Below are 26,585 nucleotides of genomic sequence, written 5' to 3' on the forward strand. Positions count from 1 at the left end.
TTGCTGAATCCGTTCCCTTTGCGGTCAATCCGCTTGTTTCTCCCAAAATAATTTTGGCGAGTCTTTCCACGTCCCCGTCAGCCATTTGGTCCCCCGATGATGAGCGTTCCGCCGCTAGTCTCGCGATCGTAAGTCACGATTGACGAATGCCTGGACACGTCACACGTGTTTCCACGGGATCGGCATCGACATTCCGAGCACCATTCCTTTGGCGTCCGGAGGATTCATGTCGAGGTCCCCTTCGATCGTTTCGTACTGAAAGAAATCCAATGGAAACGACGGCGCGGTCTCGAGATAGCCGCCCCTCGCGCGCGTCTTTGGACGCAGAATGCGGAGGAAGCGGATCTGCCCGCCATCGCCGAGCTTTGGCCCCTCGTTCGGATCCTCGAATGTTGGCCAGTCGGGTTTGGCGAGGTCCAGCGATGTGGACGTGCCGTCCCAGAGCTTGACCGCAACAGGACGCTCCCGAACGCGATCGAGCGCATCGTGAATGTTGCGTGTCAGCACAAGCACGAGGACTTCCTCGAGCTGTCCCGCCTGCTGATCCGCCGCTGGCGCGAGCGATTGCAGTTTCTGCAACCGTCCTTGCGCGGTGGGCTTGCGCTCGATTGAGACTATGGTCCCCGTTACCGAGGCGGTGAGATCATCCGTCGATACCGTCGACGCAACTCCGTCGATCACGGCGTCGAACAGAGACATGGGCTCGGCAAACTGCCACCACAGCGATGGTGTAAACGTAGAAAGCCTTGCCGGCGAAACGGCTGCCTGAGCTCCCGTCGCCTTCATGACCATCGTGAGGGGCTGATTGATGGGAACCTCGATTGCACTGGTCAGCGGCAGGCACGCCACCGATAGCCAGCGATTTTCGGTCGGTAACAGAATCTCATCCGTCGTATCGCGTGCGATTCGCGCGCGCACCGCGATGTCACCGGCCGGCTTGTACGTTTCGCCTTTCTCCGGTTTGTCCCGGGCCGACACGATCAGACGTAACCGCACGTCGCCGCCGGCCGGGACGTCCAGTGTCCAGGTGCCGGCATCGCCTAACTGCGTGAAGAATTGGAAAGCGATGCTCCGCTTTGCGCCGTCGCCCTTCACGCTGAATGTGATACGAACGAACTCGCTGTCGCTGTCGTCAGTGAATTGAAAGCGGATCGCCGAGCCGTCTAGGTTTTCCGTGCTGGCGATGTCGATCGCGAGCCCTTCATGCTCGGCGGGGAAGATGCCCTTGCCGACGACGTCCTTGAGGTCTTTGAAGTCTTCCGGCGCAAAGTCCCGCATAATCTTGCGGCTGTTGGACAGCCGGAAGCGGTTGGATGCATCGTTCATCGCCAGAAGGCGCGGTTCGCAATAGAATTTATTGTACGATGCTGGAGCGAGGCCCTGGCCAGTGAGGGCAGTCGCAGGGTCGATGCTCTCCGGAGCCTCAAAACGACGAAACTTCAGTTTCACGAACGACCAGGGAACAACGTCGGGTTTGACGGGCGTTATCATCAAACCGGCATGATCGAAACGCCCGGCCTCTGTTGCAAGGTCGAAGGTGTAGCCGATGGGACCGTCGATCCGCAGCGGTATGATCGCGCCGCCGGACCCGATTCCGCTCCGGATCGAGTCCGGGCCGTGCTCCTGCCAGTATTTGAGGGCATCTGTCGGCCCGTCGGTGCCGCCGTCGATATTGCGTTGAAGCGCGGCTCGTTCCGCAACCAATCTGTCGAGCGCTTCGCCCGTCGGCGGTGCGGTGCCGTCCGATGGATTCAAAAGCTTATCGATCGTCGCGACACGCGTTTTTCGTTCGGCTCGTGTCATCGGATGCCGGGCCATTTCGACCATGACGTCGATGCCATCTCCGACATGGAAATTCGGATAGAGCGGTTCGTTAAACAAGGCCAGGAGCGGAGGAACGGTTCCCCACGCCATGGCGCGTTCGGTCAGTGGCAGAACGATCGCCAGACCCGGACGTTTGGGACGACGGTCATTGGAGCGATCGGCCAGCACCTTGTTCTGCCAGATCGCGCTGCCGTTCGGCCCCCGATGACTGGAGCGCATGAATTCCGGCCGTCCAGGGCGCATCGCCTTGTAGCGGCTCACGATGCGAAGACCGAAGCGCCACAAATTCATGCCGCCACGCCAGTCGAGGCTCTTGTCGAACAGGCGCGGAATGGGGTTGCTTGGGCCAGGATCGCTGCGCCGCCTCAATCCGCCATAGACATGGGCACGCTCGATGCGACGTTCGAAGACTTCGCCAACATCATCGTTGCGACGATCCGAGAACGATGTGTCGAACAGCTCCCGATACCGGGGTTGGTCGATTGCCTCGGCTCCGGTCGTGGCCAGCCGGTACCATTGGTCGTCCTGCGGTCTACCGCGCCAGCTCCAGCGTTGCGATTCGAGCGCAGCGAGATGGCAATAGCGCAAGGCCGGATAAGTCGACGTTCTTCCTGTGAACGCCGCCGTCAATGAAATCCATGCCTGCTCGGCATATTCGGGGGCGCGGCGCAGGTCGATGTTCAGCGGCTGTGTTCCCAAGATCTCGGGCACGTTTTCGGTCGCGACTTCGAGCGTCAGCACCAGGGGGCCCGCCAGCCGCATCTTCGCGTCGATCGGACAGTGTCTGAGCGTGGCCTTAACGGCAGGTGAAAGCCGCTGGTCGCGCGTGCAAGGGCAAAGCTTGTCTTGCTTGTCCGGCAATCCTGCATAGACGCGCAACTCGTAGATGCGACCCGGTAAGAGTGTGGCAGTATCGCCGGTCAGACCTTCCTGTCCGTTTGGATCGACCTTGATAGTCATGGACGGCATCGGCGCGACATGGCGACGGCCAGAGCCATCGAAGCCGAGCACGTCCTCGAGGGAGGTCCAGGCAGCTCCGACTGCTGCCATCTTGAACTTCTGAAAAGTTGGAAAGATGCATACCAGTTCACCGTACAATTGTGTCACGGCCGGATCATCGAGGGACCGATCGTCCTTGGTCTTGTTTGGGCTCGTTGCTACGCCGAGCGCGCCGTCGAGCGCCTTGGCAACGACCGGTCGACTGGCGACAACTCGATCGTCGAACAGGGGAGGGTTGATCCATCGCCCGTAAGTACCAAATTCCACCGTCGGTCGTTGCAATCGGATCGTCATCTGGCGAGCGCCCGTCGCGGCGCCGACCTGGATGCCGTCGAGCACGTAGGTCGCGCGCATTTGATGGCCCGATTCTGGCGCAATTCGCGGCTTACCGACAGCGACGCTTGCGAAGTTTCCCGCGCTGTCGAGCTGCCTGACGATCGGTGTGACGATCGGCGGTTCGATGTCGACGTCCTTGTCCGTCGCGATAATGATCAGGACGTCTCGCCATTGCGCGATGTCGCTGGCGGGCTGCTGCAAGTCTTGCGTTGCCGCCGGAAAATCAAACTCATCCTCGGCCCATTCGGGCTCGTCAACTCCCGCGGCGATCGTCGTTATGGCCGTGAACGCTTCGACCCGAATCGCTCCGCTTCTGCCAACGTCGTGCGTCAATGTCAGCAGGTCGGTGATGGCTTCGCTCGGCCCCGAGCGACCCCGGAACGTGATGGACAGTTTGCGCGCTTCGTTTGTTTCAGGCCACTCCATGCGGCCGATGTCGATCCGCAAACCCGGGTCGGGACCAGCGCGGACTTCGAGAACGCCGGCACGTCCTTCCCGATTGAGGAAGAAACGTCCTTGCACATCGCCTCCGATGGTCACGGGAGCTGGCCGTATCGGTAATTCACCGGCGAGCGGCACGACGCCGTCGGGAATCGCTTTGGATCGGTCGCCCGCAAGCCTTGGCGCGCCGATTGGACGTGTTCGTCGGTAGAGCGCTGACCGACGCACCGCATCCGTGTTTGTTGCGATCTTGACCTGTCCCTTGAGCGGCCCGGTCGTTTCAATCGGCCGAATCGTCAATGGATCATTCGGATCATTCCGCAAGATCGGAGGTAGGGTCCCGCCGTGACCGATGACGTATGGGACGACGTGGAAGGCATAGCCGAATGATAGCGCGAACAGGCGATAGTCGGTGGCGCCATCACCCGTGGTCGGCGGAAACCGATAGGCTTCGATGCGGCGCGCGAACGAGGATGGGACGTTATCTAGCGCGGCATCGGTGACCATCTCGGCCACCGGCGAGCGATTGTCGTATGAAATCAAGGCAGCCCTTATGCCGCCGATCTCTCCGACCTGCAGTGGGACCGGATCAACGATGGCTCCGCTGGCCCAGGCAAGATTACGGACCATCACCGCGTTGGCTTCACTGAGCGCAGCTCGCGCCGGACCTTGCGACGAAGTATCGGGTGCATGCAGCGTGGCAACGTTGAGGCTACGCCACGCTTGGATCGGATCGCTCAAGGTGTCGGTACGGGCCATCAGGGCTCCGACACCAGACAGCCGGGTCCAAAGGTCGGCGGCACCGGCAATGCTCTGGAGCTGGTCGAAGCGGAAAACCAGTGGAGGCGAATCGACGGTGAGGCGGCGGCTGGAATCATCGCCGCCTCCTGACTCGTCTGTGGTTGATGGCACGAGGCTGCCGGCGTGACGAACGGCATCGCGGCGAGCGGCCTCGACGACGGCTTTCAGCAAATTGGCAAGTTTCTCCTCATCACTCCCGGGACTGGCAGCCGCGAGGCCCGCATCGGTGAGCGCTGCACTGATGATCAGATCATACAATGACGCGGCGGGACGGCTGCCGTCGGCACGCTCGGCGCCGACGAGGGCGGCAACGCTGGCTACCAGCCGCTCGTCGAGGGGAAGCTGCGCAGCCGCATCTTGCTCGTTCTGGGGTTGGGGCGCGTCCCATGTCAATCGTCCGGCCGTCAGTCCAGGAATGTACGGCCCGATCACCGCCAATGCGAGATCGGCGCGAAGGCCGGGTCCGGTCGTGATGCGGTCCAACGCGGTACGCAGCGGCGTTGCGGTCGCGTCGGGCATGACGATGGCAACGTCCGGAATGTCTGAAACATCTGCCTTCATCGACAGATAGAAGGCTGCCCCGAGCAGGCGGTCGGCCGGCACAGGCGCGGAACCGCCGGCCGATAACGTGACGGTGACGGCCGCATTTGCGTCGGGTCGGATGATCGCAATCTCGACGCGGATCGCCGCTCCACGCGCGAGCGTCGTTGAGATGACGGAGGCGCCATCCTGAAAGATGGCAACGTCCAACGTGGCAGACGCCGCCGTCCCGGCGATACGAATTTCGGGTGGGATGGGGCGACCTGGCGTCGTCACGAACGCGACGACCAGCTTGAAATCGCCTGCAGGTGGCGTGAGAGCGAGATCGAACGCCACTTTCGTCGGTGCCGCCGGCGCGATGGGGGCCGCGGATACGGCCGGCCCGAGATCCAGCACGGCGCCCCATACTGGTTGGCTGGCTCCAGGGCCGAACGCTTGAGCGTCGGGGGGAATAGTCAATGTCCGTGCGGCGATCGCGCGAGGCGCAGCGATCAGCAGCGGATGAGGACCGGCGGACGAAAGATCCGGTCCGCCGAGCCAATTGCGTGCCACGAACTTCCGCAGGCCATCGTCTGACTCGATGCTCTCGATTTCGGGGGCGATGGCCGCGGCCGGCGGATCGAGCGGCAAGCCGAGCTGCCCCTTCAACCTGCGTGAATTGATGGAAGCAAAGCGGGTGCGAAGCGGATTGTTGCTGACGCTTCCGGGGTCGCGTTCAGCGGCGCCCAGGATCAGGGCCGCTGTGAGATTCCAGAAGTCGGCTTGGCGGAGGGAGAGGCCTTCCAGTATCGAGAAGCCGGGTGGCAGCGCAATCGCGGAAGCGGCGCTGCGCCTGCCCACGACCCACCATGAAATCGAATCAAGGGCCATGAGAAACTTTGGCGTCGGTTCTGATGCGAGATCCCGGGCAAGCGCCCGCCGCAGCTCGTCGCCGCCCGCCCCCTTGGCGATTTCGCTCGTCACGGTCGCATCCAGCACGCCGAACACACGGGCCCACGGATCAACGACTTCAGCGATCCGTCGTGAGAGGGAGGCGGCCCAGTCCTCATCAGTCAAGCCGTGACCGACGGCTGGCCTCTTGATCAGCATGGTCTCCATGTCGATGAGCCGCTGGGGATCGCCGGACGGACTGAGATCATCCCATGACAAGCTCGGTCGCATGTCGACGGACCCGTTCGCGAACATGGGCGCGGGACCAGGACCAGGCGTCGGTACAAGGTCGACGCGACAGAAGTCGCCGTTTTGATCCGACATCACGGTGGGACCGGCCGGATCGAGCGTGTAGGTACCGCCGCCGGTCGGACCGAACAGCGGTGCCGCGATGAAAGTGGTGCTCTTGTCAGGCGCCGGGTCGATCGTGAAGACGGTGAACACCTTGTTGGCAACCGGAACCGGGTTCGGCAATCCTGTCAGGCTTTCGACAAGCCCAAACACAGTGCGCCCAGTCACCTCTGTCGTACCCGCCGGCATGCACAGGGCAGCTTCGAGGCCACTCGTGTTGACGATAGAGGCGATTTCCTCCTCGAGCCGGCGGTGAAAGCGCCTGCTTCCGTCGGCGCCCGGAAGATCGAAATCCGCCGGCGCGTTGGCGGCCGCAGTAACGGTGGTTCGGGCATCCAGATCCTGGACGGTGGGAACTCCGGCCATGTCGACGATGCGCCAGAATCGCCAGGCGGTGACGTCGTGCGGATTCCAGGCTCCGCTGCCGTCCGCCAGGCGCCACTTCCAGGGCAGGATCTCACCGAGCGCGTCCGTCAGAAGCGCTCCGCCGGAACCATCGATCACCGCGCTTACCCGTAGCGAGATCTGAGCCTTGTTGCTCACGTCCGGCAGACGATCCGCCTGGACCTTTATTCTGAGATTGCGCGGATCGGGAGCCATCGACGATCGGTCCTTGGGGTACGACAAAATCAAGCGTAAGAATCGGAATAGCCTTCAGACTGCTTTTTCTCGCCAGCGAACTGATACTCGACGTGCTGAGAGACGCGCAGCGTGTAGAAGACGCTGATCTTGAAACTCAGCCGGAGCGTTCCGGACCCGATCATCAGCGAGCCGTCATAGGTGACCTCCAGCAGCAGTGAAATGGCAGCCGTGATCAGGCCTGCGACGTCGACGTTGCCGCGCGCGAGTATGAAAACTGAAATTGCAGTGGTGTTGCCACCCGGGCCGGTCGACCACGTCATCGTTATCGAGCAGCCGACCTGAAGCCAGACGCCGCCCGATACCACGCCAAAGTTGAAGCCTAGTCCAACGCCGGCAACGATACCCACCTCGAGCGAATATGTCAGGATCGGGTGAGGTTTGGCGATTGGGAGAAACGATAGCCGCTGCGTCAGGAATCCGCCGCCGTTGAGGATCCAGACGCTCAGCGTGAATGGCATCGTCTTGGTGGCGACCGACAGTTCACACATCAACTCGAACTGAGGAACTGCGGCGATGCCGAACAGAATGTGCAACGAAAGGTTTGAGATTCCGAAAACGCCGAGCTGCAGGTCCGGCAGATCGATGTCGAGCGTGGCTGCGATGCCGGCGGGCACTCCGCCACGCATCAGCGGTTCAATGACCAGCCCGTCCCCCTCGCCGGAAGCGGCAAGAAAATCAGTCAGGAACGCGAGCGCGTCGGCGAGTTCGACACGTTCCGGGTCGATCTTGAAGTCGATTTTGCCGGAGTCGTCGAAATACAAGCCGGTCTGACGGAATGTGAGGATGTCCTGTCCGCTGGTCACGACTCGCCAATCGCCGAAAATGCGGCCCTTGAATATCTTTTGGGTCCCGTCGCGGCCAACCGACATCCGCGCCTTGGCATTGAACTTGGCTTCGTCGACGACGATCTGAACGGGGCCGAACGACAGGAGGGGCGCGGGCTCGGTGAAGGGGACGTCGATGTCGGTCTGAAGCCAGGCGCGCATCTGGACGTTGTCGAAACCGTGCTGAACCTTGATGGCCTTGGAGTCGTCAAGATCCGGGAAGGCAAATCTTTGAAGCAGTCCGCGGAAATCGATACCGCCCATATTCGGTATGAGATCCGCCACGGACAATTGCTTCAGCTTGTCGGGAATGAACTGCTCGGCGACGCCGCTCGAGGGCAGTCGCACGCCGAACGACTGAAGCATGTCGCCGACCGCCTTGCCGGCCTTATCGGCCGCCGCAAGCGTATCCGAAACCCGGTTGACCAGCGCAATCGCCGGGGTCATGTCGACGACCTTGTTGGCCTCGGCGAGCACGTAGGCGACTTCTGGTCGATTGAAGCCGAGCCGATCCGTTTTTGGAGGGTCACCGACCGCACGAAGGAGCCGTAAGGTATCGCTGCCTTCCTGATAGAGCCGATTGGCCTGGTCGGCCAATTCCACTGGATCTGTTCCCAGCGCATCGCGCAAAGTCTCCTGGACCGCGCCGGAGATCTGTCGTGCACGATTTTCGACCTCGCGCGTGACGCGTTCGGCTTCTTCCGCGGCACGCCGCTTCAGGTCTTCGACGGACCCCTGTGCATCGTTGATGGCTTGCTTTACCGCATCGTCCAACCGTCTCTTGTAACCGTCGACGTCGAGGGCATTCTGCAGCCAATCGGCGACCTTCTGCGCGTCCTTCCGTATCTCTCCTATAAAGTTGTCGAATACCGCGCAGGCATCCTTGAGTTCCTTCCCCACGTCATCGATCGCGGCGGTGATGCCGGTAGCGAGCGCGTCGAGTGTCTTCCGTAGAGCGGTTGCGACAATTTCGCCCTGCGCAACCACGGCCTTCTCTATCAACCCGCTGGCGTCAGCTATTGCCGTCAGCGCCCGATGGATAGCGCCGGTGGAATCGGCATCGTCGTCGGGATCTTCGGGAGCCGAGAGGGCAATGATCGCATCGGCTATCCGATCGAAGATGCTGGTTGCCTCGTCAAGGCCCGCGTCGATCGTGTCTTCGAGAAACACGACGAGGCCGCGCGCGGCATTCTGCGCCTCGGCGATGATTTGATCGAGTTTGGTGCCGAGCGCTTGGAGTGATCCGCCGGCGGTACCGAGACGGGCTTTCAATGCGTCCTCGAACTGCTTGAGTGACGCCTCGTAGGAGGCGAGAGCCGCCCTCACGTCGTCACTGATCGCAGCACCGACGTGAGTAAGACCATCGGCGAGGGTGATTGCCTGTCCCAACGTGTCGTGAATGGCCGGCAGGATGCGGCGCGCTGCCATGAGCGCTGCCGTATCGTCGATATGCGAAAGTTCGGTGTCGATTTGCTGCGCTTGCTTGCGAAGCTCGTCAAGCGTCGCGCGTGCGGACGCCGCGATCGAATCGTTGACCACCGTCGCCGTGCCAACGTCGTCCTTCAGCGTCTTGAACGCATCGTGGATCTTGCCGAGTGCGGCCGGAATTGCCACGTCTTGCGCTTCACCGAGTGAGGCGCCGGCGACTGCCTTGACGGCCTCGAGATCCGCCGTCACCCGCTTTGACAGCAGCTCGATGTCCGCTCGCACTTCGTCCGCCACGGTGGCAATCCGGTTCTGCAGTCCCGACAGCTTGTCGATCAGGTCGGCGCGTTCGTCCGGCGATAGCCATGCATCCTCGCTGTCGAGGAACACGCTCACGTCGCGAACGATGCCGGCGATGTTGCGGATCGGCCTCAGGCCACCGTCGAGTGTGGAATCGATCGCTTCGCCGGCGATCTTGCGCAGACGGTCGACCTGTCCCTCGGCAGCATCCTTCAGGCGGTTGACCAGCGAGGCGCAGGGCGATTTTGGGTCAACCTTGCTCAGATCGATCGACTTGAGCGAGTTCTTGACGTCGGAAGTCGCGGACCTGAGATCGCCGACGAAACTCGGATGGTCGAGCGCGGCGCCGATGGCTGCGACGGCGTCGTTTTTGACATCTGTGAGAGGCTTCTCGGGATCCAGTTTCTCGAGGACACCGAGCGCTTGGCCGACTTTGGCATCGATGGCCGCCCGTAGGTCTGAACTGTGTTGCGTCAGTGACTGCCCGAAAGTCGTCACTGGGCTTGGGGCGCCGACGGCGGTTAGTGGTGCGGCGCGAGCAATTGTTATGTTCTTGAGTATCGTGCCGGGGCCGCTGGGAGCCCGGCCGTGGGTGAGGACAGCCGGCTCCTTCGCACGGACCAGGCCGACGGTCATCCGCTCGAAACCAGGTGCGTGCGCCGGCTCTGACGGAATCATGGCGTCGGTGAGATTGGCGCTATTGGGCTTCATACGGCCGGCGGCCGGTGGCGGTAGATCGATGAAATCGATATCGCGCACCGATCGCCATGCATCGGTGTCGTCGCCGCTTTCGCCGTCGACCACAGAAGTGTAGAAGACAAGCTTTTCCGGCTCGTCGACCTCGACGGAAATTTCGCCGGCGCCTTCTCCCGCCAGCAGGAAACGAATCTGCGGCTTCGGATAGATCAGCGAGGGATCGTCCGGATTAATCGGGGGATCGCCTGGCCTCGTGGGGGCCAACACCGGAGGGAGGCTCGCGAAGGCCTTGTTCCACAGAGGCACTTGCCAGCCTTCACGGCGCACATCGCCGCCCCAGCGGCTATCGACACGGATTTTGCCCGACTTGAACTCCACGCCGACGAGAAATCCGGCGGCTGCGATCGACTTGCCGTCCTCGGGATAGCGGCGCACCGGCTGCAGCAGCTCGACGTACTCCTCGACCTTGCGAAGGATCGGGCGTCCGACGTGTTCGTCCTGTAACAGGCCGATCGGGTCGAAATTGAAGAATTGCGCGGAAGGTACGACGGACCGCTCATAGATGATGACGTGTTTGGCTCGATTCCAGAGGCCGCCGATGCGCCCGATGCGCTCGAGCTTGTAACGGTGGACGCGGCCCTGGCCGGTCTCGGTCTCGACAACGGTCTTCTTCTCGTCGAACAGCGCCCGCTGGCCGCCATAGCCGCCGTGGGCGGAGAGGTGGACGCCTTTCGCCGAACCCCCGTCCGCGTCCGGTCGGCTGTAGACCTTCATCAGGATATTAGCGCTCTCGAAAGCCCAGGCGACCCCGCCGGGAAAACTCTCCCGGTCGTCTTGGCTGGTCGAAAACGTCTGCGCGAGCTTCTTGGATTCGATTAGACCACCGGTATCTGCCGGGATTTCGCCTTGTACGGGCCAGCGAAGAGGGGTCGCGGGTCCATGCGCCGGGTCCAATCCTCCAGTGCGTAGCCTGAAACTTACGCCGTCCTCGATCTTCAGCTCGGCATCGGGGTGACCGCTCCAGAGCTTGTCGACGGCAAGTCGCCTGCGCTGGGCTCGCAGCACGAGGCTCGCGAGTTGCAGGTGGCTCTTCAGTGTCGCGCGAGACGCGCTCGCCGTATCGGACACGGGAGATACGGGCGCGCCGATCGTCGCGCCGATCTCGGTGACGAAGGCGTCGGTGCTCTTGTCGTTAGTGCTGATCCTCGTTGTCAAACCGTAGAGCAGCTCGAGCCGAAGCTCCTTCAAGCGGGAGCCCGGCGTTCGCATGGTCGGATAGCCCATGTTACGACGGAGATTCCAACCTGGCTCGCGGAAGTTGGTGTCCGCAAAGGTGGGGTCGACCTCGAGGCGTGCGTGCGCGCCAAACCGCGCGGCCGCCGGGCGGCCTGGTTCGATATCTTTCGGTGCGCCGGCGATTGCGGTTGCGTTCTTCTCCATCGCCTCGCCGATGACCTGAGGCGGCAGGACCATCCGTACCGCCTCGGAAGGATCAAGCACACGCCAGGACACGTCACCTTCGTCGCTCCATATCGCGACTTCGTTGCTCTGATCGGTTGCGGCCCGAGCGGGCTCGACATACTCCACGGCGGCGACCCGGAACGGGGTCGGGTCGATCACCAAGGCGAGCCGCCTTGGAGCGGCGCTGGTCGTCGTGGTCGATCTGATCGCGCGCAGCGAAAGTGAGACCGACTGATTTTCACCGGGCGCGAGTGATTCCGTGGCGACCAAGGCCTGAATGAGCTTTTCGTCATCGGGTTGCTCGGAGCCGCCGCGGTAGTCCAGTTCGAGCAGGAGCGGCTCGTCAGGGTCATCCGAAATGGGCGTCGGGCGACCGAGCAACTGCCTGCGGATCTGAGGAGGCAGGTCGTCCTGGCCGATTGGCTTCACGCGCTCGATGGGGAACTTAACGACCGCCTGCAATTGCGCATCTGGCAGATCGTCACCACCGGATCGGGCAAGAAGCCCGGTCAGATCGGCCTTGGTGACCATTGTGAGGTCGGGGGCCTTTAGAAGCGAGAAGCCCAGCGCGCCGAGTGCTATCTCGGAGCCATCGGTGCTTTCGAGCGAGAAGCCAAACTTGATCGTCGGCACAGTACCGAGATCGTCGGTCTGCGTGATAGCGGGCTGCCATGCCGGCCCGTCCGTGCACGCGCCGGGCTGGACATCGGTGCTCGCGGCGACGAACGGGGCGGAGATGCGCGCCTTGCAGACCGGCGCCGTGCCCTCCGTTGCGATCATACGAGCGAACGTCGCCGTACAGGGCGAGGCGAAGCGCGGATCCTGGTCCGACTTGCCTTTCTCGACGAGCTCGAACGCGGTGACCCCCTGCCACATATCGGGGATGAAGCGCGGCTCGAAGGACAGGAAAGCCGTTTGGCGCCGCTTATCGGCCGCATCCTTGACGGTGGCGGTGGTCGGCACGATCACACGGCGCCAGGCCGAATTCTCGCGCAGCAAGCCGACTGCGTGCCACGGCGTTCCGCGTTCCGACTTGCGTTTGGCCAGCGCGGGCATGACGCTCAGTGGCGTCCCGTCACGGACCTTGCGCAGACTGTCATGCTCATCCTCGATGACGGCATCGAACGCGTCGATGACGAAGTCGGTTATCTGATCGGGTCGCTGAAGTTTTGGGTTCGCTTTAGGGTCGACGTTGAGTGGATCGAGGCGGGCGGCGACGATCCATTGCACCGGTACGAACGGCTTGAGGCCGCGGGCGCCGATGTCACCGACGCGTTGCTCTTGGGAGAAGCGGACCCGGCCTTTGACCGGCAGGAGCTCGGGTTTGGAAAAGAACCGCTTGAGGATACTGCCGATCTTGCCGCTATAGTTCCAAAGGGTTAACTCGAAGCGCAGAGCGACACGGATGATGTCGTGGGAGCCCGTGTCCTTGTTGAATTGGTGCTCGACCGCACGAAGCCCGAATTCGCGGCGCGGACGGTTGGGCGGTTGACTGGGAATGCCCTGATCGACGAACAGGGGTATTACGTCGACCTGATCGGTGGATAGATTGCCGTCATCGGGTTTGACGATCGCGTCGATGAAATCGCTATCTGCATAGCGTAGTGGAACGATGCTGAGCGCGGGTTCTCCACGATCCCATGGACCAATCGTGAGCGCGATCTGGATAAGCCGGCAAAGCGCGCCTCTCGGCGCGGCGGCGGTTTTCCACAAGGATTGTGTCGTTGTCGCCTGGACCACGTCGAGGCCCACGTGAAAGCGGGTGTCATAGCGGTCGCCTGAGGTGGCGACTTTCCGTCTGATCCAGTGGCCGTTCAACGCGAGGCGAACTTGAAGCCTGATCGCGAGCGCTTTGAAGTTGCCTGATTTTCCGCTCGCCGGCGTAATGACGAGCTTCGAAACCTGCCATCGCGGCGCCGGCTTGTCGGCCAGCGTGCGGGCCAAGGCGATCGTATCGAAGCGGGCGAGGGGACCTTCGTCGAAGACATCCCAGGCCTTCTGCTGCCGCTTGACCGGATCCTTCTCCGCCGCATAGTTGGTCGGCGCGCGATATGCTGTGAACAGAGCGATGCCGCGAAGTTCGATCGCAGATGCTGGCGGGGTTGGGTCTTGATCGTCATCGACGGCGGCGTGACCCAGATGCGGGTCGTTCGCGTCGCTGCCGTCGTGATAACGGGCATTCGCCGCGTAGAGCGGGTTCTTCGGAGCGAACGGGTTGTCACGATCCCTGAGAAGGTTTTTGAAGACCGCAAGATCGTAGCAAACGTAGCGCCAGTCGGTTCCGTCCAGATCGTTGGTGCCGATGACGACGGCCTCAAGCGGCCCATCCGACCTGTCTTCCATCGCGCGAATGGCGATAAAGGAAATTCTAGCCGGCCCAGCGACGCCCGCCATGGTCCAATCCCCTAAGGAAAAACGTCGTGTCCGAAAATAGGAAGTCTAGAAATGCGGTCGGACGAAATGGTCCGAGATGCCCCTTGCAACTTGCCGTAGAACGCTTCATCGGTCAATATCGAACGTGTCTTACCCTCCACCGATTGCGAGAAGCGACATGACGGTCATCGATCCGCATCTGCAATGGATGTACGACGACACGCCCGCACACGAGCGGGCGACGACACGGGTGCCGGTCACGTTCGAATGGCATGGCGATCTTAAGGAACTTGTGGCCTTGGGAATGCGGCTGCACGCGACGGCCGGTGGCATCATCTCTGCCGAGATGCCCCTGTCGAGCCTGCCCGAGGTCCACCGCCTGGGCATCGAATATATAGAGCTCGCGCGCACGCTATACTCGCCATTCGACGTTAGCCGATCCGACATCAAGGCTGACGTGCTGCAGCCCGTGATCGGAAGCGAAGTGGGAAAGGGGGTGATCATCGGCATCGTCGATACTGGCATCGATTACACGCATGCGAGCTTTCGCAAACCCGATGGCAAGACCCGAATCCTCTCGATCTGGGACCAGCGCCTCGAACCCGTGCCGGCACGACCGGGTCGCCCTCCCCGCTTTCCCTCGGAAGGTTCTCCCGGAAACAATGTTGACGGTACGGCTCGCAGTGGTGTGGAATTCACCGAAACCGCCATAAATGACGCGTTGAGAACGGGTGGACGGCCGCTGCGCACCAAGGACGTGCCAGACGATCCACACGGAAGCCATGTCATGGGAATTGCCGCTGGCAATGGCGCCGCTTCGCCCGGCGGCCCGGCGACAGCTTTCGTCGGAATGGCTCCGGCCGCGGATCTGATCGTTGTCGCGACCAAGTTCAACTTCGCGCTGATACGGCAGGGGATCGAATACATCCAAGAACGAGCGAGAGCGCGCAACTGTCCCTGCGTTATCAATCTCAGTTTGGGCCAACCGTTGGGCGCGCGCGACGGTCGCAGCCTGGATGAAAAGGCGATTGATGCTGCGCTCGGGGCTGAGGGGCGCGCCATCGTCGTCTCAGCCGGCAACGATGGAAACAAGAACAAGCACGTTCGGGGCAGGGTCGCGCGCGGCGCCACGGATCGAATCACTTTCCGCATCGATGCCAGGCAGATGGCCAAGGAGCTCGACATCGAAATCTGGTACGGCCTAAAGTCGACTGCGGAAAGGTTCGATGTAGTTGTCACCGATCCTTCGGGCGTTTCAATGTCGCTCGCGGCAAGCGGGGGCTCGGTGCGGCGCACGCTGGGCCGCTCGACCGTTAGTCTCGCATCCGCCATTGCCGTTCCTCGCCACGACAAGAACCGGATCAGCATCGCCATTCGTCGGGACGGCCTGCGGATTGCTCCTGGGACATGGTCGATTACCTTGTCGGGTGTCACCGTGGGGACCAGTGCCGACGCTGGCGTTTATCATGGTTATCTGCGTGCCCCGAAAGGACGCAAGGGGATTCCCGCAACCGCGTTCACCTCGTCGCAAACGAGCGCCGCGAGTACCGGTACGATTCCGGCGACCGCGCTCAAGGCCATCTCGGTTGGAGCATACGTTACGAAACCGTCCGCCGATCTGCACAAGCCCGCGGCGTTCTCGAGCCAGGGACCGACGTTGGACGATCGTCAATTTCCGACCCTGTGCGCGCCCGGTCAGTTGATCATTTCGGCGAAGGCCATCAACGCCGAGCCGCACCCGGAGCTCGATGTTGCTGGCAAGCCATTTACGGTCAAGCAGGGTACCAGTATGGCGGCTCCACATGTTGCCGGCGTGGTTGCGGCAATGCTGCAGGTGAAGCCCACGCTCAAGCAAGATCAGATGGCCAAGCTGCTCGGTGACCACGCCGACGCCCCGCCGGCGCCATTGCCGAACATTTGGGGGCGCGGACGCGTCAATGCGCTAAATTCCGTGACAGCAGCGAAAGCACCAGTAGGAAGCTGATCGCAGCACGAGTTTGGCGCGACGGAGCGAATTCGACCTTGCGGCACGCTCGAACCTGCGGCGTCGAACACAGCTACAAAAAGCTATAGACGACCGCCATAGTGGGCCTTCTCCCATTTGAGCGCGATATCGTCAGCGGCCAAGTCTCGGCGCGTGCGGCGTGATCTGATCGAAGTAATACTTGAAGTCGACGTGTACGCTCATGTTGTCGGGACGATAGTTTCCCGTCGGCGTACAGCAGGACCGGCCCTGCCGCCACACGTCCATTGACGGTTTTGTGCAGCGGAGGTGGACTCGACCGCGTTTGGATCCACGGTTAGGCAGCGCATGCCGGCCTTGAGCAATCCGCCGGCCTGCTTGTTGTGCTGGGAGCCGGCCGGGTCCGGCGAAAGCTGCAGGAGCTTTGTCATGCTTGAGTCCGTCCGGGATAAGCGATCGAGCGGGGAGGCGAAATAAAGGTCCTCTTGAGGTGAGAAGAACTCTGAAACAGCTACCGGAAACAGGGCAGCGTCATCGGAGTTCGCGTGACCGAGACGAGCACATTGTTCACGTAATGCTCCGTCACAAGCTCCCCGCGAATGCTGCAAGAAGTCGCTCCTATCGCCGCCATGAATCCGCTTCGAGCACGCGAGGGAGAAGCCTTGCGACTTTCAGCAATGAAGCGAGCGGCTGCACCGGGAGTGCCGACCGCGTTTGATCGGGCGCTTCGCAAGGCTGCCACTAGCTGATTCCGATCTGTTTCCTTGATCTTGGTATCGCCGACCATTGACGGAACCATGTCAAGAAGATCCTTATCGGCAATTTCGCTAGCGAGTAGTCCGGGAAGCGCCTTGCGGAGAGACTGCTGAAAGGAAGCGGTGGTGCGCCCGGCGAGCTCCTCGCACCGGAGCATCGCCGAGATGTAGCTGAGGCGGGTTGTGTCCGCCGAGTCGAGCCAGACCTGCTCGCAATTGTAGAGCAGGGTCATTCGATCGACAGGTCCAAGATTCTCGATTGCTTCACGAATTTCGCGAAGCACCTCTGCGGCCGGCTTGCGCAACTCGTCGGGAAGACGATTGGTCGCCTGACCCCAGACGGCTGCGAGACCGCCCCACCGAGGCTCGAACTGCTGGATCGATAACGCCTGCATGTCGTTCGGAATCTTCGATTGAGCGTCAGCTATGCCTTTTTCCATGGCGTCGATCATGGTGACGACCGCTTCAGTGCGGGCGCGGAGCTTGCTCCCAAACCCCTTGGCTACAGCGGCGGCCACGTCGTCCGTGAATCCTGATACCGCTGCTGCGAGCTTGCTCGCGCCGGTCGCAAGCCGTGCGCTCTGCTTCTCGATGGCTCGTTCGATAGCGGACTTTACTGAATCATTCAGAAAGGCTTCCACAAAGCCGGCCAGGAAACCTACCGGCAGGCCGAGGTCCTCGTTGTTCTTCAGAACATCCATCATGGCGTCGACGCTTCCCTCGTAGGCGGCGCCAATTGCGCGCGCTCCCGTGGAAGCGAGAAGTTCTTCCGGAACAGTTCGCTTTTCTGCCGAGGACGCCTTCAGCTCCTTTTCAATCGCTTCCGCCGTTTCGAGCGACCATTGCGGCCGCGTTGCCCGCGCATCCGGGAATGTTACGGCGACCGAGGTCGGTTTGAGGGGAAGAGCCTGGTCAAATGGCTGGATCCGCCCACGATACGCGTGCGCGACCGACTGGAGAGCGAGCGGTGTAGCGGTGGGAGCATCCGATTTCGCGGGCGCAACACGGCGCTCGCTCAGCGGCTGGGATGCCCGTTTCTCTTGCAGCTTCTCCAGAGGCTGAAGGGGCCTGACGATCGGCGGTTCGTCGACGTTCAACAGTGACAAAGCGACCGAAGCGCTCGCCGGCGGAGGTCCCGGCGGACGTACAGGTGATGGTGTTGGTCCGTTCGGGGGGCCGTCGGGCCCGTTCAGCAGAGAGGGATATTGTCCTGGCAGATCGCCAAGCGCCTTTCGGAGCTTGTCGGCCAGGAGAACGATGTGTGGCCATTGCTGGTCATCATCATCCTTCTTTTTCGTCTCGTAGGTCTTCACGAGACGAGGCATCAGCTCGGCGAAAAGGACGGCTTTCGTTTCCAGAAGTACCTTTGCATATCGTTCATCAATCCGTTCGATGTGGTGCTCGATTGTCGCTATTCGTTGGGCGAGCAGGCCATCAGGACCTGCAACGATGCCGCCGAAGAAGGTAAGAGCGGTCAGCAGCGTCAGCCAGACGTAGGCGAAGCTTACCGATCGAAGATAGCCGCTGAAGACTCTAATTACCGTCCGATGGCTGGCCCAGACGGGTGCCACAAACAGAAAAATCAAGGCCAGATAAATAGAGAATTCCAACGCCGGAGAGGGTTTCAGAAAGGTGGCCAAAGTCCGCAAACGGGCCAGTTCCGTCTCCAATTCCCGGATGGTCCGGCTGGCTCCTTCGAGGTCGTCGGCAAGCGAGAGCCATATCTGAAGGCCGGAAAAGATTATGCCGGCAATAGCGAACGGTAGGAAGAAACGATTAAGGTTGCGCAATACTGCGCGCCAGAGTGACCCTTCCCTGGTCTTCGCGGCAACGTACCTTGTCAGGAGAAACCCGAACACGCCGCCTGCGGCTATCAAATAAGTAATCATGCTTGTCTCCTTAATGGGCCTCGAAGGAGCCCACCGGATCGAGCAGTAGAATGAATGGGGAAAACCTAGGGTCGTATCGATGCTAACGTCAATGCCCAAGATGGGACTTTTGGGCTAGCTCGCGGGCGACCGGCGACCAGTCGTGAAAGGGTCGATGGGCTGTCGTTGTCGCTCCTTGCGTTGATCTGCCGCGGCTCTGCCGCGCCGCCGGGCCACGGTGGTCTCGCGGCGGTCCGCCCTTGGCATCGCTCAACGAGCGGCCTGATCGGCCGCGTACGCTCTGAGCGGCTGCCCTTGCTACGGCACGCTGACCTTGACGCTGCAGAACTTCTCCTGAAACTCCGCCACCTTCGAGAGGAAGGCGTCTATCTGTCCCGGTGCCCGGTCGTTGAATCGCACCTTGTTGCTGGTCTGGTCGCCGTATCCAGTGTGTACGGAGACAGTTTGGCGCCGCTGCGGGCCAGGTAGACGATGCCGAAGTTGCCCGACATCGTCGGTGCCACCTCCAGCCGGTTGAGCTTGCTGAGGTCGGCGGTGGTGGTCTGGGCATCGCGCGTGGGCGTCGACCGTGAACCTGAACTGGCAGTGCTCTGGCTCCTGCAGCTCCTACGGTTTCGGCCCGCAAGAGACGCGAGGATATTGGTTTGCAGAAGCTGTCGATGAGCGGTTGCAGCATCTTCGCGGATTTATGCGTCGGATGCAGACGATTGCCGGTGCAGACCCGGTCGATGACATCGGCCGGAGCATTTTCCGGCAGGGGCACGTCACCCTTGGCAAGGAGGAAGGCCTGTTCCTGATGGTATTTCACGAACCCGCAGGACGAGGCCTACCGGTTCGGACAGATGAGATGGCCGACAGGCCGGAATCCTGCAGCCTGCCAGCAGTCAAGGAAGACATCGGCTCGACCCCACCCGTAGAAGGTCAGGCACAAAACCAGGGTTCTTCAGGACGCGCTGCATCTCGCGAAACGCTGGTCGGATCCACCACGTATTGTCGTCATTGCGGATGGTCTGCCCGCTACTCGATTGTATCGGCAGACACCCGTGAGCGAGATGTTGTAGTCCTCGCCGTCCTCGTGCGCCCCAGGCGGCGCCGACCTTGGTCCTGAGTCAGCTTCGCCTTACAGGTGTCGATAGGGGCCTAGTAGTGACAGGTCGCTGATAACCGCGGCGAGAGGTCCTTCGTCCCGTCAAAACTGGGCAATCATCGCATCCAGAAAGTATCCGGCTCAAGATCTTCGAGGTCGATGGGATGACCGGCATGATCGGCCAGAAGGAGGAAGAACGAAAGCTGCGTGCGACCATTGCGTTCGCGGAATGCCAGGATGACGTTGAGTTCGGAGAGGAAGTGGGCCGCCTTTTCTGCGAACTCCTCCGGCTCCAGGCCGGTCAGAAATTAGTCCTTCTTCAATTGCGCGAACTGCCTATTCCCCTGGTTCTCGATGCTTCTCGGGAAAGCAGAACATGTTGCCACCTTTTGACATGCGGACCGTCCGAATCTTCCCGGCCCAGTCGTAAACATCCTGGAAGAGGTGTCCGTGCACTGCTTTGAAGTGCGTGAAATCCACCTTGCCAGCGGGGAGTTCCTGGTCGGCTCTGACGTCGCTTGCTTCCGCCTCGAAAGCTGAAGTTCGTCTCTGTCCGTTAGATCGAGCTTATTCTTCAGGACCGTCGTGCCGGGATAACAGTAGTCATCAGCGACAGCATTATACATGCCGAATTAAGCCTTGCGATAGGCCTGAATAATCACCTTCAGCCGCTCTTCGGGGGGGGCGCGCCTTACCTCTTGCGACCGCGCTGCTGCCCTTCATCTTCGGCGAGTAGCGTTAGGAACTTGCGGAAGTCCCCACGTGCTCATCGTCCTCCTTTAAAGCGGCGTCTAGATGCTGTATCGGCCAGGCACATTCACGCGTCTTGGCCGGAAAGCCTTCCGGCTCTACGCTGGCACCATGGAAGGCATACCAATTCACATTGGCTGAGAATGTTTCATTGGGCTCTTGAGCGCCCTTATAGCAATGGCCTGGTATTCAAATGGGCGGTTCACGGCGTTCGAACGTCAATGGACTGGGTCAAGAATATGCTGCTTGATTTGAAGAAGTCGATCGATGACGCAAGCGCAAAAGAGGGCGGAGAGACATCGAGATGGTTGCGAGCAGGTAAGGCGCTCAAGCAATAGACGCTTTGGTAAAGCAACCCAATTGCATGGGGGTCGAGCGCCGATTCGGGACGCCCAAAGAGAACCAATGCGACTCGTCGGTCGCCTTTTTGGCGGTGTCCGGTTTGCTAAATGTTGGCACCGGGACATGGATTGTATTCGTCGCACACGCTCTAAGCAGAAGATTTGCGACAGGCGAAAGCGCACCGGAATTCTTACAAGTCGGTCTGCTGGAGGGCTCAATTATGGGTGAGCGCCTGCTTGGTCGTGGAGCGATGTTTTCGGTTTCATTTTCGGCTTCGGGCCTGCGAAGCTCTCATGCTGACGCTGCCGTGCCCATCGCCAGACATCATCGCTAAATACCGCAGCGACAAGACACGCAAAATATACGGCATATGGATTGGGAACTGATTCGCGAGTGAACACTGCTAGGCCACCAACAACTACTAAGTAGACCAAAATTGCCGCAGCCATTCCACGAATAAAAACCGTAATCGTAGCTCGATCGTTCGCTAGCGGCGGTCGGATAAATGTGGCAGAAACAGCACCAAAGAGTCCAAAACCGAGAAGGCCTGTCATTAAGGCAATGTCCCGCGATTCGGTTCTTAGAAGCCAGTCAGAGATTCTACCAATTGGGCCCAGTGTTTCGTCTGTTGGTTTCCTCTTCGGCACATCTGAGTTCGACAAAGCGGTGTTGAAGTCGCAGCCGCTCGTCATGCCAACCCCCATTAGTGGATTTGGCCAGGGTGGGAAATCCCCGTTTCCCTGCGGAGCACTTGCCGCGATCTTGATCCTATCGGTGAAGTCAGTGAACAGAGATAACTCTGAGCCAATCGCGTCACGGCATCTCTTGGCCGATAGCCCCCAATCGGAGATCCATTTTTGGAAGAAGCGAATAAGCTCATCTACGTGCGCTTGTGCTTGATGTGTTCCAAAGTGATCGTGGTTCTCAATTTCGAACTGTTGCGTCAAAAAGTCGATTTCCTCTTTGGTTCTTGGCCCAAATGCCTTTGGTTGATCTCCGAGCACGGAGGCGTAGAAATGGAGCTGATCTGCCAGCCGCTTGACATACTCACCTAATCCAGAGTTTTGCCGAACTGATTCCAGGAGAGGATCCAAATTGCCGAATTCCATCGTAATCGTGGTCGAGAATTGCTTTAACGTTTCGGGTACACCTCTGTTTGCGATTTTGGATAACCCTTGATCGAGGCGCGCTCTAGGGGCCGAAAGGTCGGAGAGCTTTGGATCAAAGATCTGCGTGGCCAGAATCGAGATCAACATCAGGTAAGTGGCAAAAGCCAATGCAGAAAGTAGTATGAGGCCATCTTTTGCCTGCTTGAGGCTAATGAAGCTAAACGTGTCGTCGTTTGTTTGCGATTGACCAAGGTGTGTTGTTCTAGACATGGCTGCCTCTTACAAACTTCAGCTTCGTAGCCAACCTTCAAAAATCAATTGACGCAGATCACCTTCCACAGGCCATAACCGCACTTATTCCCGGGGCGGTCCTGCAATTTGATCAAGCGATACTTCGGTAGTTCACGTGAATTTTGAATCTTGCAAGCCTGCTCTGCCCAGCCATTTATGGTGCCACAATAGGTAAAGGCCTCATGATCAGGACAACTCCGCTCATACTCTCCTTCGCAAACCGAGAAAGTAGTTGGCTGAGAAGAGGGTGGTGGTGTTTGAGCCGAAGCCGGCGAAACAAGAAATGAGGCAATGATACAGATTGAGGGGATAAGCTTTCCGAACATAACGTCTGGCTCCTTTCCTAGAGACGCCGCGATCGCTGCCAGATAGCACCAACAGTAGAATATCAGGTTGCTGTTCACAAATCAGCGACGTGCCCGGATCTAAACGTAGAAACGACCGAGCAGGCGTGGGCGGAGCAGGCGTCAGGCCGGAAAAGCCTCCGCCGCGTATTTCCCCGCCGTCAAGATGTTCCGCTCAGACTTTCTCGAAGGGGCGGTCTTCGATGCGTCTGTCAGACGGCGACAACAATCGCGATCTCGTGCCGGTGCGGGATAGCTTGCCATGGATCTCCCCTTATCACCTCGATGCGGGCCTGGCCGGATTGAAGGGCACGAAACAAGATGTTGGTTGGCGGTCCGAGCGGGCTCAGCACCCGGCTGTCGTCCGAGAGTATGCCGGTCGTGAAGACACCTAGCAGCTCGACTGCCGTCTCGCCTTCCAGAAGATGACCGCCGCTTGCTCCAAACATCAGTACGTCTCCCACCCGCACGTGCAGCACGGGTGGGAGGTCCTGGCCGGCCTGGATATCGACAAGGTGCGGCAAAGCGTTACGGCACCAGTTCCTCGTCCACCTCCACATCTTCCGACGGTGACCATTCGTCGGCGAGGCCCATTTGAGCTTGGATCGACGGTGCATCCTCTGATGAAAGTTTCGGGTAGATCTGTCCCGCGAAGGCATAGTCGGTGGCGTTGATGTCCGAACCTCCCCGGATCGGCTGACCGTCTTTGGTAATCGATCCCGGAAGTTGATAGCACATAATCGAATCTTGATCCGGTGGGGTGGCCATGATCGAGTCCTCGCTGAGCGGTGTCAGTACCTGCTGATCCACCATCTCACGAGACCACCCCTGTGTGCGCAGGAAGAAGTCATAGGCTTTTTGTGGGTCTATGAGGTCAACCAGCTCCTCACGCATGTGCTCGTGCGGGAAGCCGAGCGTGTGCCCAGCTTCATGACGCACCACACGATGGAATTCGCTGTCCGCCGTGTTCATGGTGAAACCCTGGAGGTTCAGCGTCGGCCGATTACTGGGAATGTGCAAGATGTCGGTCCCGAGATAGGACCAGTATCCGGCTTGATTCCGCGAGATGCGCACCTTTCCCACACCGCGGGTCTCCACGAATGAGATCCCCGCGCTTTGGTTCCAGGCATTCATGTGCTGAATGATCCGGCGGCGAAGATCACTTGGTCCGCCATCCAGGAAGCTGACGGTGAGCCGGCGCTGTTGCGGGCCCCAATACTTCCCAACAAGAACTGCAATCGCGGCCGGCGAGAGTACTAGACCGCGTGCCACAGAGCCGATGGCGCCGAAGTTAACTCGGTTCATCGGATTGATGGATGTTGCAGTCTTCGCCGCCTTTTCTGCTAGACGGCCGGGCAGCTGCTTGATTGAACAATGTGCGTTTTTTCCACCCGCGTGGTTATGCGGACGTCGCGCCGCTTCGCCGCCATTCGGCTTATCGTCCTCCTCCACATACCGTCCGGTATCCGCAGCTGCCTGAGCCACCTCTGCGATCCTCATTAATGCTTGGCGGAGTTTCTGTTCGCTATCGCTCATGTCATTCTCCTCCTGTTGCTAGTTGCTGGGCACCGACTGTCCACCAAAGAGATGGCATATACTGGATCGCGACAGTTGGTGGCGGCCGCCGCGCTTCGTCCATCTCTTCGAACCGCCTTTACCGTCAAGCTGGTCTGCTTGCGCTCGTATTCGGCGTTGATCCGTCACGGACTTGCGGATTGCGTAGCGAACGCGGCCGTCCGGGCCGAGGATGACGGTTGAGCCGCCGAAGACTTCACTGAACGTTCCCGACATCTGCTTGCACCAGTGCCGTTGGGTGATCTCGGCGACCGTATCGAAGGCGACCTGCCGATCCGGGCCGATGCGGCGAAGGGAGCGAATAGAACCAACAACTGCAGGATCGACGTGATCGCCGTTCAGTTTCACGTCGCCCGGCAAAGCGCAGCCGAACGCGCGTGCGTACCCTGGCCGCATGACGTAAGACCCGAGAGCTTCGGCCTGACGGCGCAGTTCGGTCTCGTCGGCTGCTCTTCCCGGGTCGCCCGCGAAGCGTAATCTCTTGAAGTGAAGGTCTTCGATCGGCTCCATTTCCTTGTCAGGTGGTCGCCATAACAGAGTGTCCTCCGCGAGATCGGGCACGTCATCCGGGTAGATGCGCCGACGGGCGAAGGAATCGATGATGGCCTCGCGATAGCCGAAGGAGTCGTCCTGAACGAGATCGAAATCCGCAGTGATAACTGCTCGCAGATACTCGCCAAAACACAGGTCGAACGGCGGGCAGTAGTCGATGGCACGTATGCAAACCGAAAGGAACTGTGATGCCAGTGTGCTTGCTTGGTCGGCGAGAATCTCGCAAAGCTCCGAAGCTGGAGCTTCACCGGGAGTCAGACGTGCCAGGCGAATGAATCGCTTTGTCTTCCGGCGAAGTATCGTCGCGAATGCTTCGAAAATGGCCGTTACTAGAAGCGAGCCACGCTCGTGCGGTTCGTCGCCAGCTTGATCATATCGTCGGACGCCGCGCTCCTCGTCTTGTCCAAGCCCCGCTGCATCGATGGCCGATCGCAACGGCCCGCCCGAACCCGTGGTATGTCCGAATTGGTTAGCGAGTGACAGAAGCAGCGCATCGGTCTCGAGTTTGCCCCCTGACCTCTCAATTGCGGCACGAACGACATCCGAATACGAGAAGTGCATGAGCATCGCCACGAGGTCGGCAAAACCCTCGTGAAAGGCCGCGACATCCGGGTGGGTCGGCAGCCGAAAGCGCGGCCGAAGACCGTCCAGCAACGCATGGGTCATCTCATGCACGATGATGTCGTGCGAGAGACTCGTGAACACCCGACCGCCGGGTCGATTTCGCCCCTGAACGCTATCATCGGCAGTGTAGTAGCCGAACTTGAGTTCCCCTGCTGATGAATCGTAATAGGCATTGCGGCCGCAGAAGGCCTGTGGCCGAATTCTGAGCTTTGCATAAGCTTGGCCAGGCCGAGAGTGAAAGCCCCAGCACGGATCGCGTCCGAGCGCGCGTCTGAAGACATCGTACGTGGCCGCGCAGACCGCGTAGACCATCTGCTGCCGGAACATAGGGTCGGACGGCGAAGGGGTCCGTCCATTTTCTATCAGGATGCGAGGATCATCCAACTCGACCGGCTTGTTGAGCCGCCCCGTCGTCTCGTCCCAATCGACCACCTCCAGGATGCTGCCCGCGGGCCCCGAGCGCAATCGCTCGAATGGGACATTTAACACGGCCACAGCGCCATCCTGCCGACTCGCCGCTGGATCAAGCGTGTAGATCCTGAGCGGCCGATGGATGGGGTCCTGATGCGTTCGTTGATACGGTTGCAAAGAGGCGGTAGCTAGAAAGACCGGGTCCACTACAAAATAGTTGGCGGGTGCAATCAGCTCACGCTGTACCTTGCCGATCTTCGGGAAAGGTACACTCGATGCCCTTTCAGGCTTCACGTAAGGAAGGGGCGGGTGCGCCTGAATATCCATAAAACGACTCCCCAGCACAATTCAGCCAGCAGAGCGCGATCCTTTTGGCGTAGATTTCAACCGGGTCACCGAAACACTTTTTGTACGAATGGCGACCCAAGTTTATCGAAATCGCACGTCAAAAGCGGCACGCAGATATTGCAACTTCATTGGCCGCCGTTGTGTGAGCCGGTTCACTCTACAAGCTCGAAAAAGCCACCCTACGCATTTAGCAGCCTAACTACGTTCAATTCTTGCCAAGAATGGCGGGTCCGCCAATGTGCCCGCGAAGAGTATTGCTAAAGGTAAAGTAACTCGCGCAGTCGACACTGCCGCGGCCACGGTTGTCGCGTTGCCTGCTCGGGTCGAAGGTCATGTATGCTGCCCTACGACAGATTTCGTAGTTTAGTCCAAATCTCAACCGCCAGGTAGTTTTTGTCTCTGGGACAACTTGTCGCGCAACCGTCGTCGCACTCATGAGACGTTCGCGGCTTCGAATCTGGAAAGTTCGATGCTGATGTCATCTTGTCTCGCGCCAGGGCCGTTTCGCATCGGGCATTGGCTTTCGGGAATTCGCATCGCACGGACGGTGGTTCGAACAGCCGATTCCTTCAAGCATACCGCGAGCTTTGTGGATCTTATTA

The 26,585-nt window shown here is 60.2% G+C and carries 9 protein-coding genes; 1 reads left to right on the forward strand and 8 read right to left on the reverse strand.

Features of this window, described 5'->3' with window-relative positions; translation table 11 throughout:
- Nucleotides 1-159: 159 nt before the first annotated feature.
- Together P6U28_RS38640 and P6U28_RS38645 are read right to left on the reverse strand one after the other, a co-directional pair.
- On the reverse strand, nucleotides 160-6,822 hold the full coding sequence (locus tag P6U28_RS38640) for a hypothetical protein (protein WP_407121074.1): 6,663 nt from the start codon (nucleotides 6,820-6,822) through the stop codon (nucleotides 160-162).
- A gap of 29 nt (nucleotides 6,823-6,851) precedes the next feature.
- The gene (locus P6U28_RS38645; protein WP_407121076.1) at nucleotides 6,852-13,964 is read right to left on the reverse strand and encodes a hypothetical protein; all 7,113 of its coding nucleotides are present in this window, start codon (nucleotides 13,962-13,964) and stop codon (nucleotides 6,852-6,854) included.
- 157 nt (nucleotides 13,965-14,121) lie between these two features.
- Here P6U28_RS38645 and P6U28_RS38650 point away from each other — a divergent pair, with 157 nt between their 5' ends.
- Entirely contained in the window at nucleotides 14,122-15,927 is a 1,806-nt protein-coding gene (locus P6U28_RS38650; protein WP_407121078.1) for a S8 family serine peptidase, read from the forward strand.
- 490 nt (nucleotides 15,928-16,417) lie between these two features.
- Here the strand turns inward: P6U28_RS38650 and P6U28_RS38655 are convergent, their stop codons facing one another.
- From P6U28_RS38655 to P6U28_RS38680, 6 genes are all read right to left on the reverse strand, one after another.
- The gene (locus P6U28_RS38655; protein WP_407121080.1) at nucleotides 16,418-18,550 is read right to left on the reverse strand and encodes a hypothetical protein; all 2,133 of its coding nucleotides are present in this window, start codon (nucleotides 18,548-18,550) and stop codon (nucleotides 16,418-16,420) included.
- Between the two features lie 1,203 nt (nucleotides 18,551-19,753).
- The gene (locus P6U28_RS38660; protein ID WP_407123164.1) at nucleotides 19,754-19,942 is read right to left on the reverse strand and encodes a Fic family protein; all 189 of its coding nucleotides are present in this window, start codon (nucleotides 19,940-19,942) and stop codon (nucleotides 19,754-19,756) included.
- 1,005 nt (nucleotides 19,943-20,947) lie between these two features.
- Nucleotides 20,948-22,108: a hypothetical protein gene (locus P6U28_RS38665; RefSeq protein WP_407121081.1), complete on the reverse strand. Its 1,161-nt coding sequence runs from the start codon at nucleotides 22,106-22,108 to the stop codon at nucleotides 20,948-20,950.
- Nucleotides 22,109-22,685: 577 nt separating this feature from the next.
- Complete coding sequence (locus P6U28_RS38670) at nucleotides 22,686-22,952, reverse strand: hypothetical protein (RefSeq protein ID WP_407121082.1); 267 nt, start codon at nucleotides 22,950-22,952, stop codon at nucleotides 22,686-22,688.
- Between the two features lie 49 nt (nucleotides 22,953-23,001).
- Nucleotides 23,002-24,009 carry a M12 family metallopeptidase gene (locus P6U28_RS38675; RefSeq protein ID WP_407121083.1) on the reverse strand — a complete coding sequence of 336 codons (1,008 nt, stop codon included), beginning with the start codon at nucleotides 24,007-24,009 and terminating at the stop codon, nucleotides 23,002-23,004.
- An 18-nt stretch (nucleotides 24,010-24,027) separates the two neighbouring features.
- The gene (locus tag P6U28_RS38680; RefSeq protein WP_407121085.1) at nucleotides 24,028-25,962 is read right to left on the reverse strand and encodes a hypothetical protein; all 1,935 of its coding nucleotides are present in this window, start codon (nucleotides 25,960-25,962) and stop codon (nucleotides 24,028-24,030) included.
- Nucleotides 25,963-26,585 lie beyond the last annotated feature (623 nt).

Source organism: Bradyrhizobium sp. STM 3561 (assembly GCF_045571455.1).
GTDB lineage: Bacteria > Pseudomonadota > Alphaproteobacteria > Rhizobiales > Xanthobacteraceae > Bradyrhizobium > Bradyrhizobium vignae.

Coding starts and splice junctions, on each gene's coding strand:
- P6U28_RS38640 (WP_407121074.1), bottom strand. CDS start 6,822: ATGGCTCCCGATCCGCGCAATCTCAGAATAAAGGTCCAGGCGGATCGT.
- P6U28_RS38650 (WP_407121078.1), top strand. CDS start 14,122: ATGACGGTCATCGATCCGCATCTGCAATGGATGTACGACGACACGCCC.
- P6U28_RS38680 (WP_407121085.1), bottom strand. CDS start 25,962: ATGGATATTCAGGCGCACCCGCCCCTTCCTTACGTGAAGCCTGAAAGG.
- P6U28_RS38665 (WP_407121081.1), bottom strand. CDS start 22,108: ATGTCTAGAACAACACACCTTGGTCAATCGCAAACAAACGACGACACG.
- P6U28_RS38645 (WP_407121076.1), bottom strand. CDS start 13,964: ATGGCGGGCGTCGCTGGGCCGGCTAGAATTTCCTTTATCGCCATTCGC.
- P6U28_RS38675 (WP_407121083.1), bottom strand. CDS start 24,009: ATGAGCGATAGCGAACAGAAACTCCGCCAAGCATTAATGAGGATCGCA.
- P6U28_RS38655 (WP_407121080.1), bottom strand. CDS start 18,550: ATGATTACTTATTTGATAGCCGCAGGCGGCGTGTTCGGGTTTCTCCTG.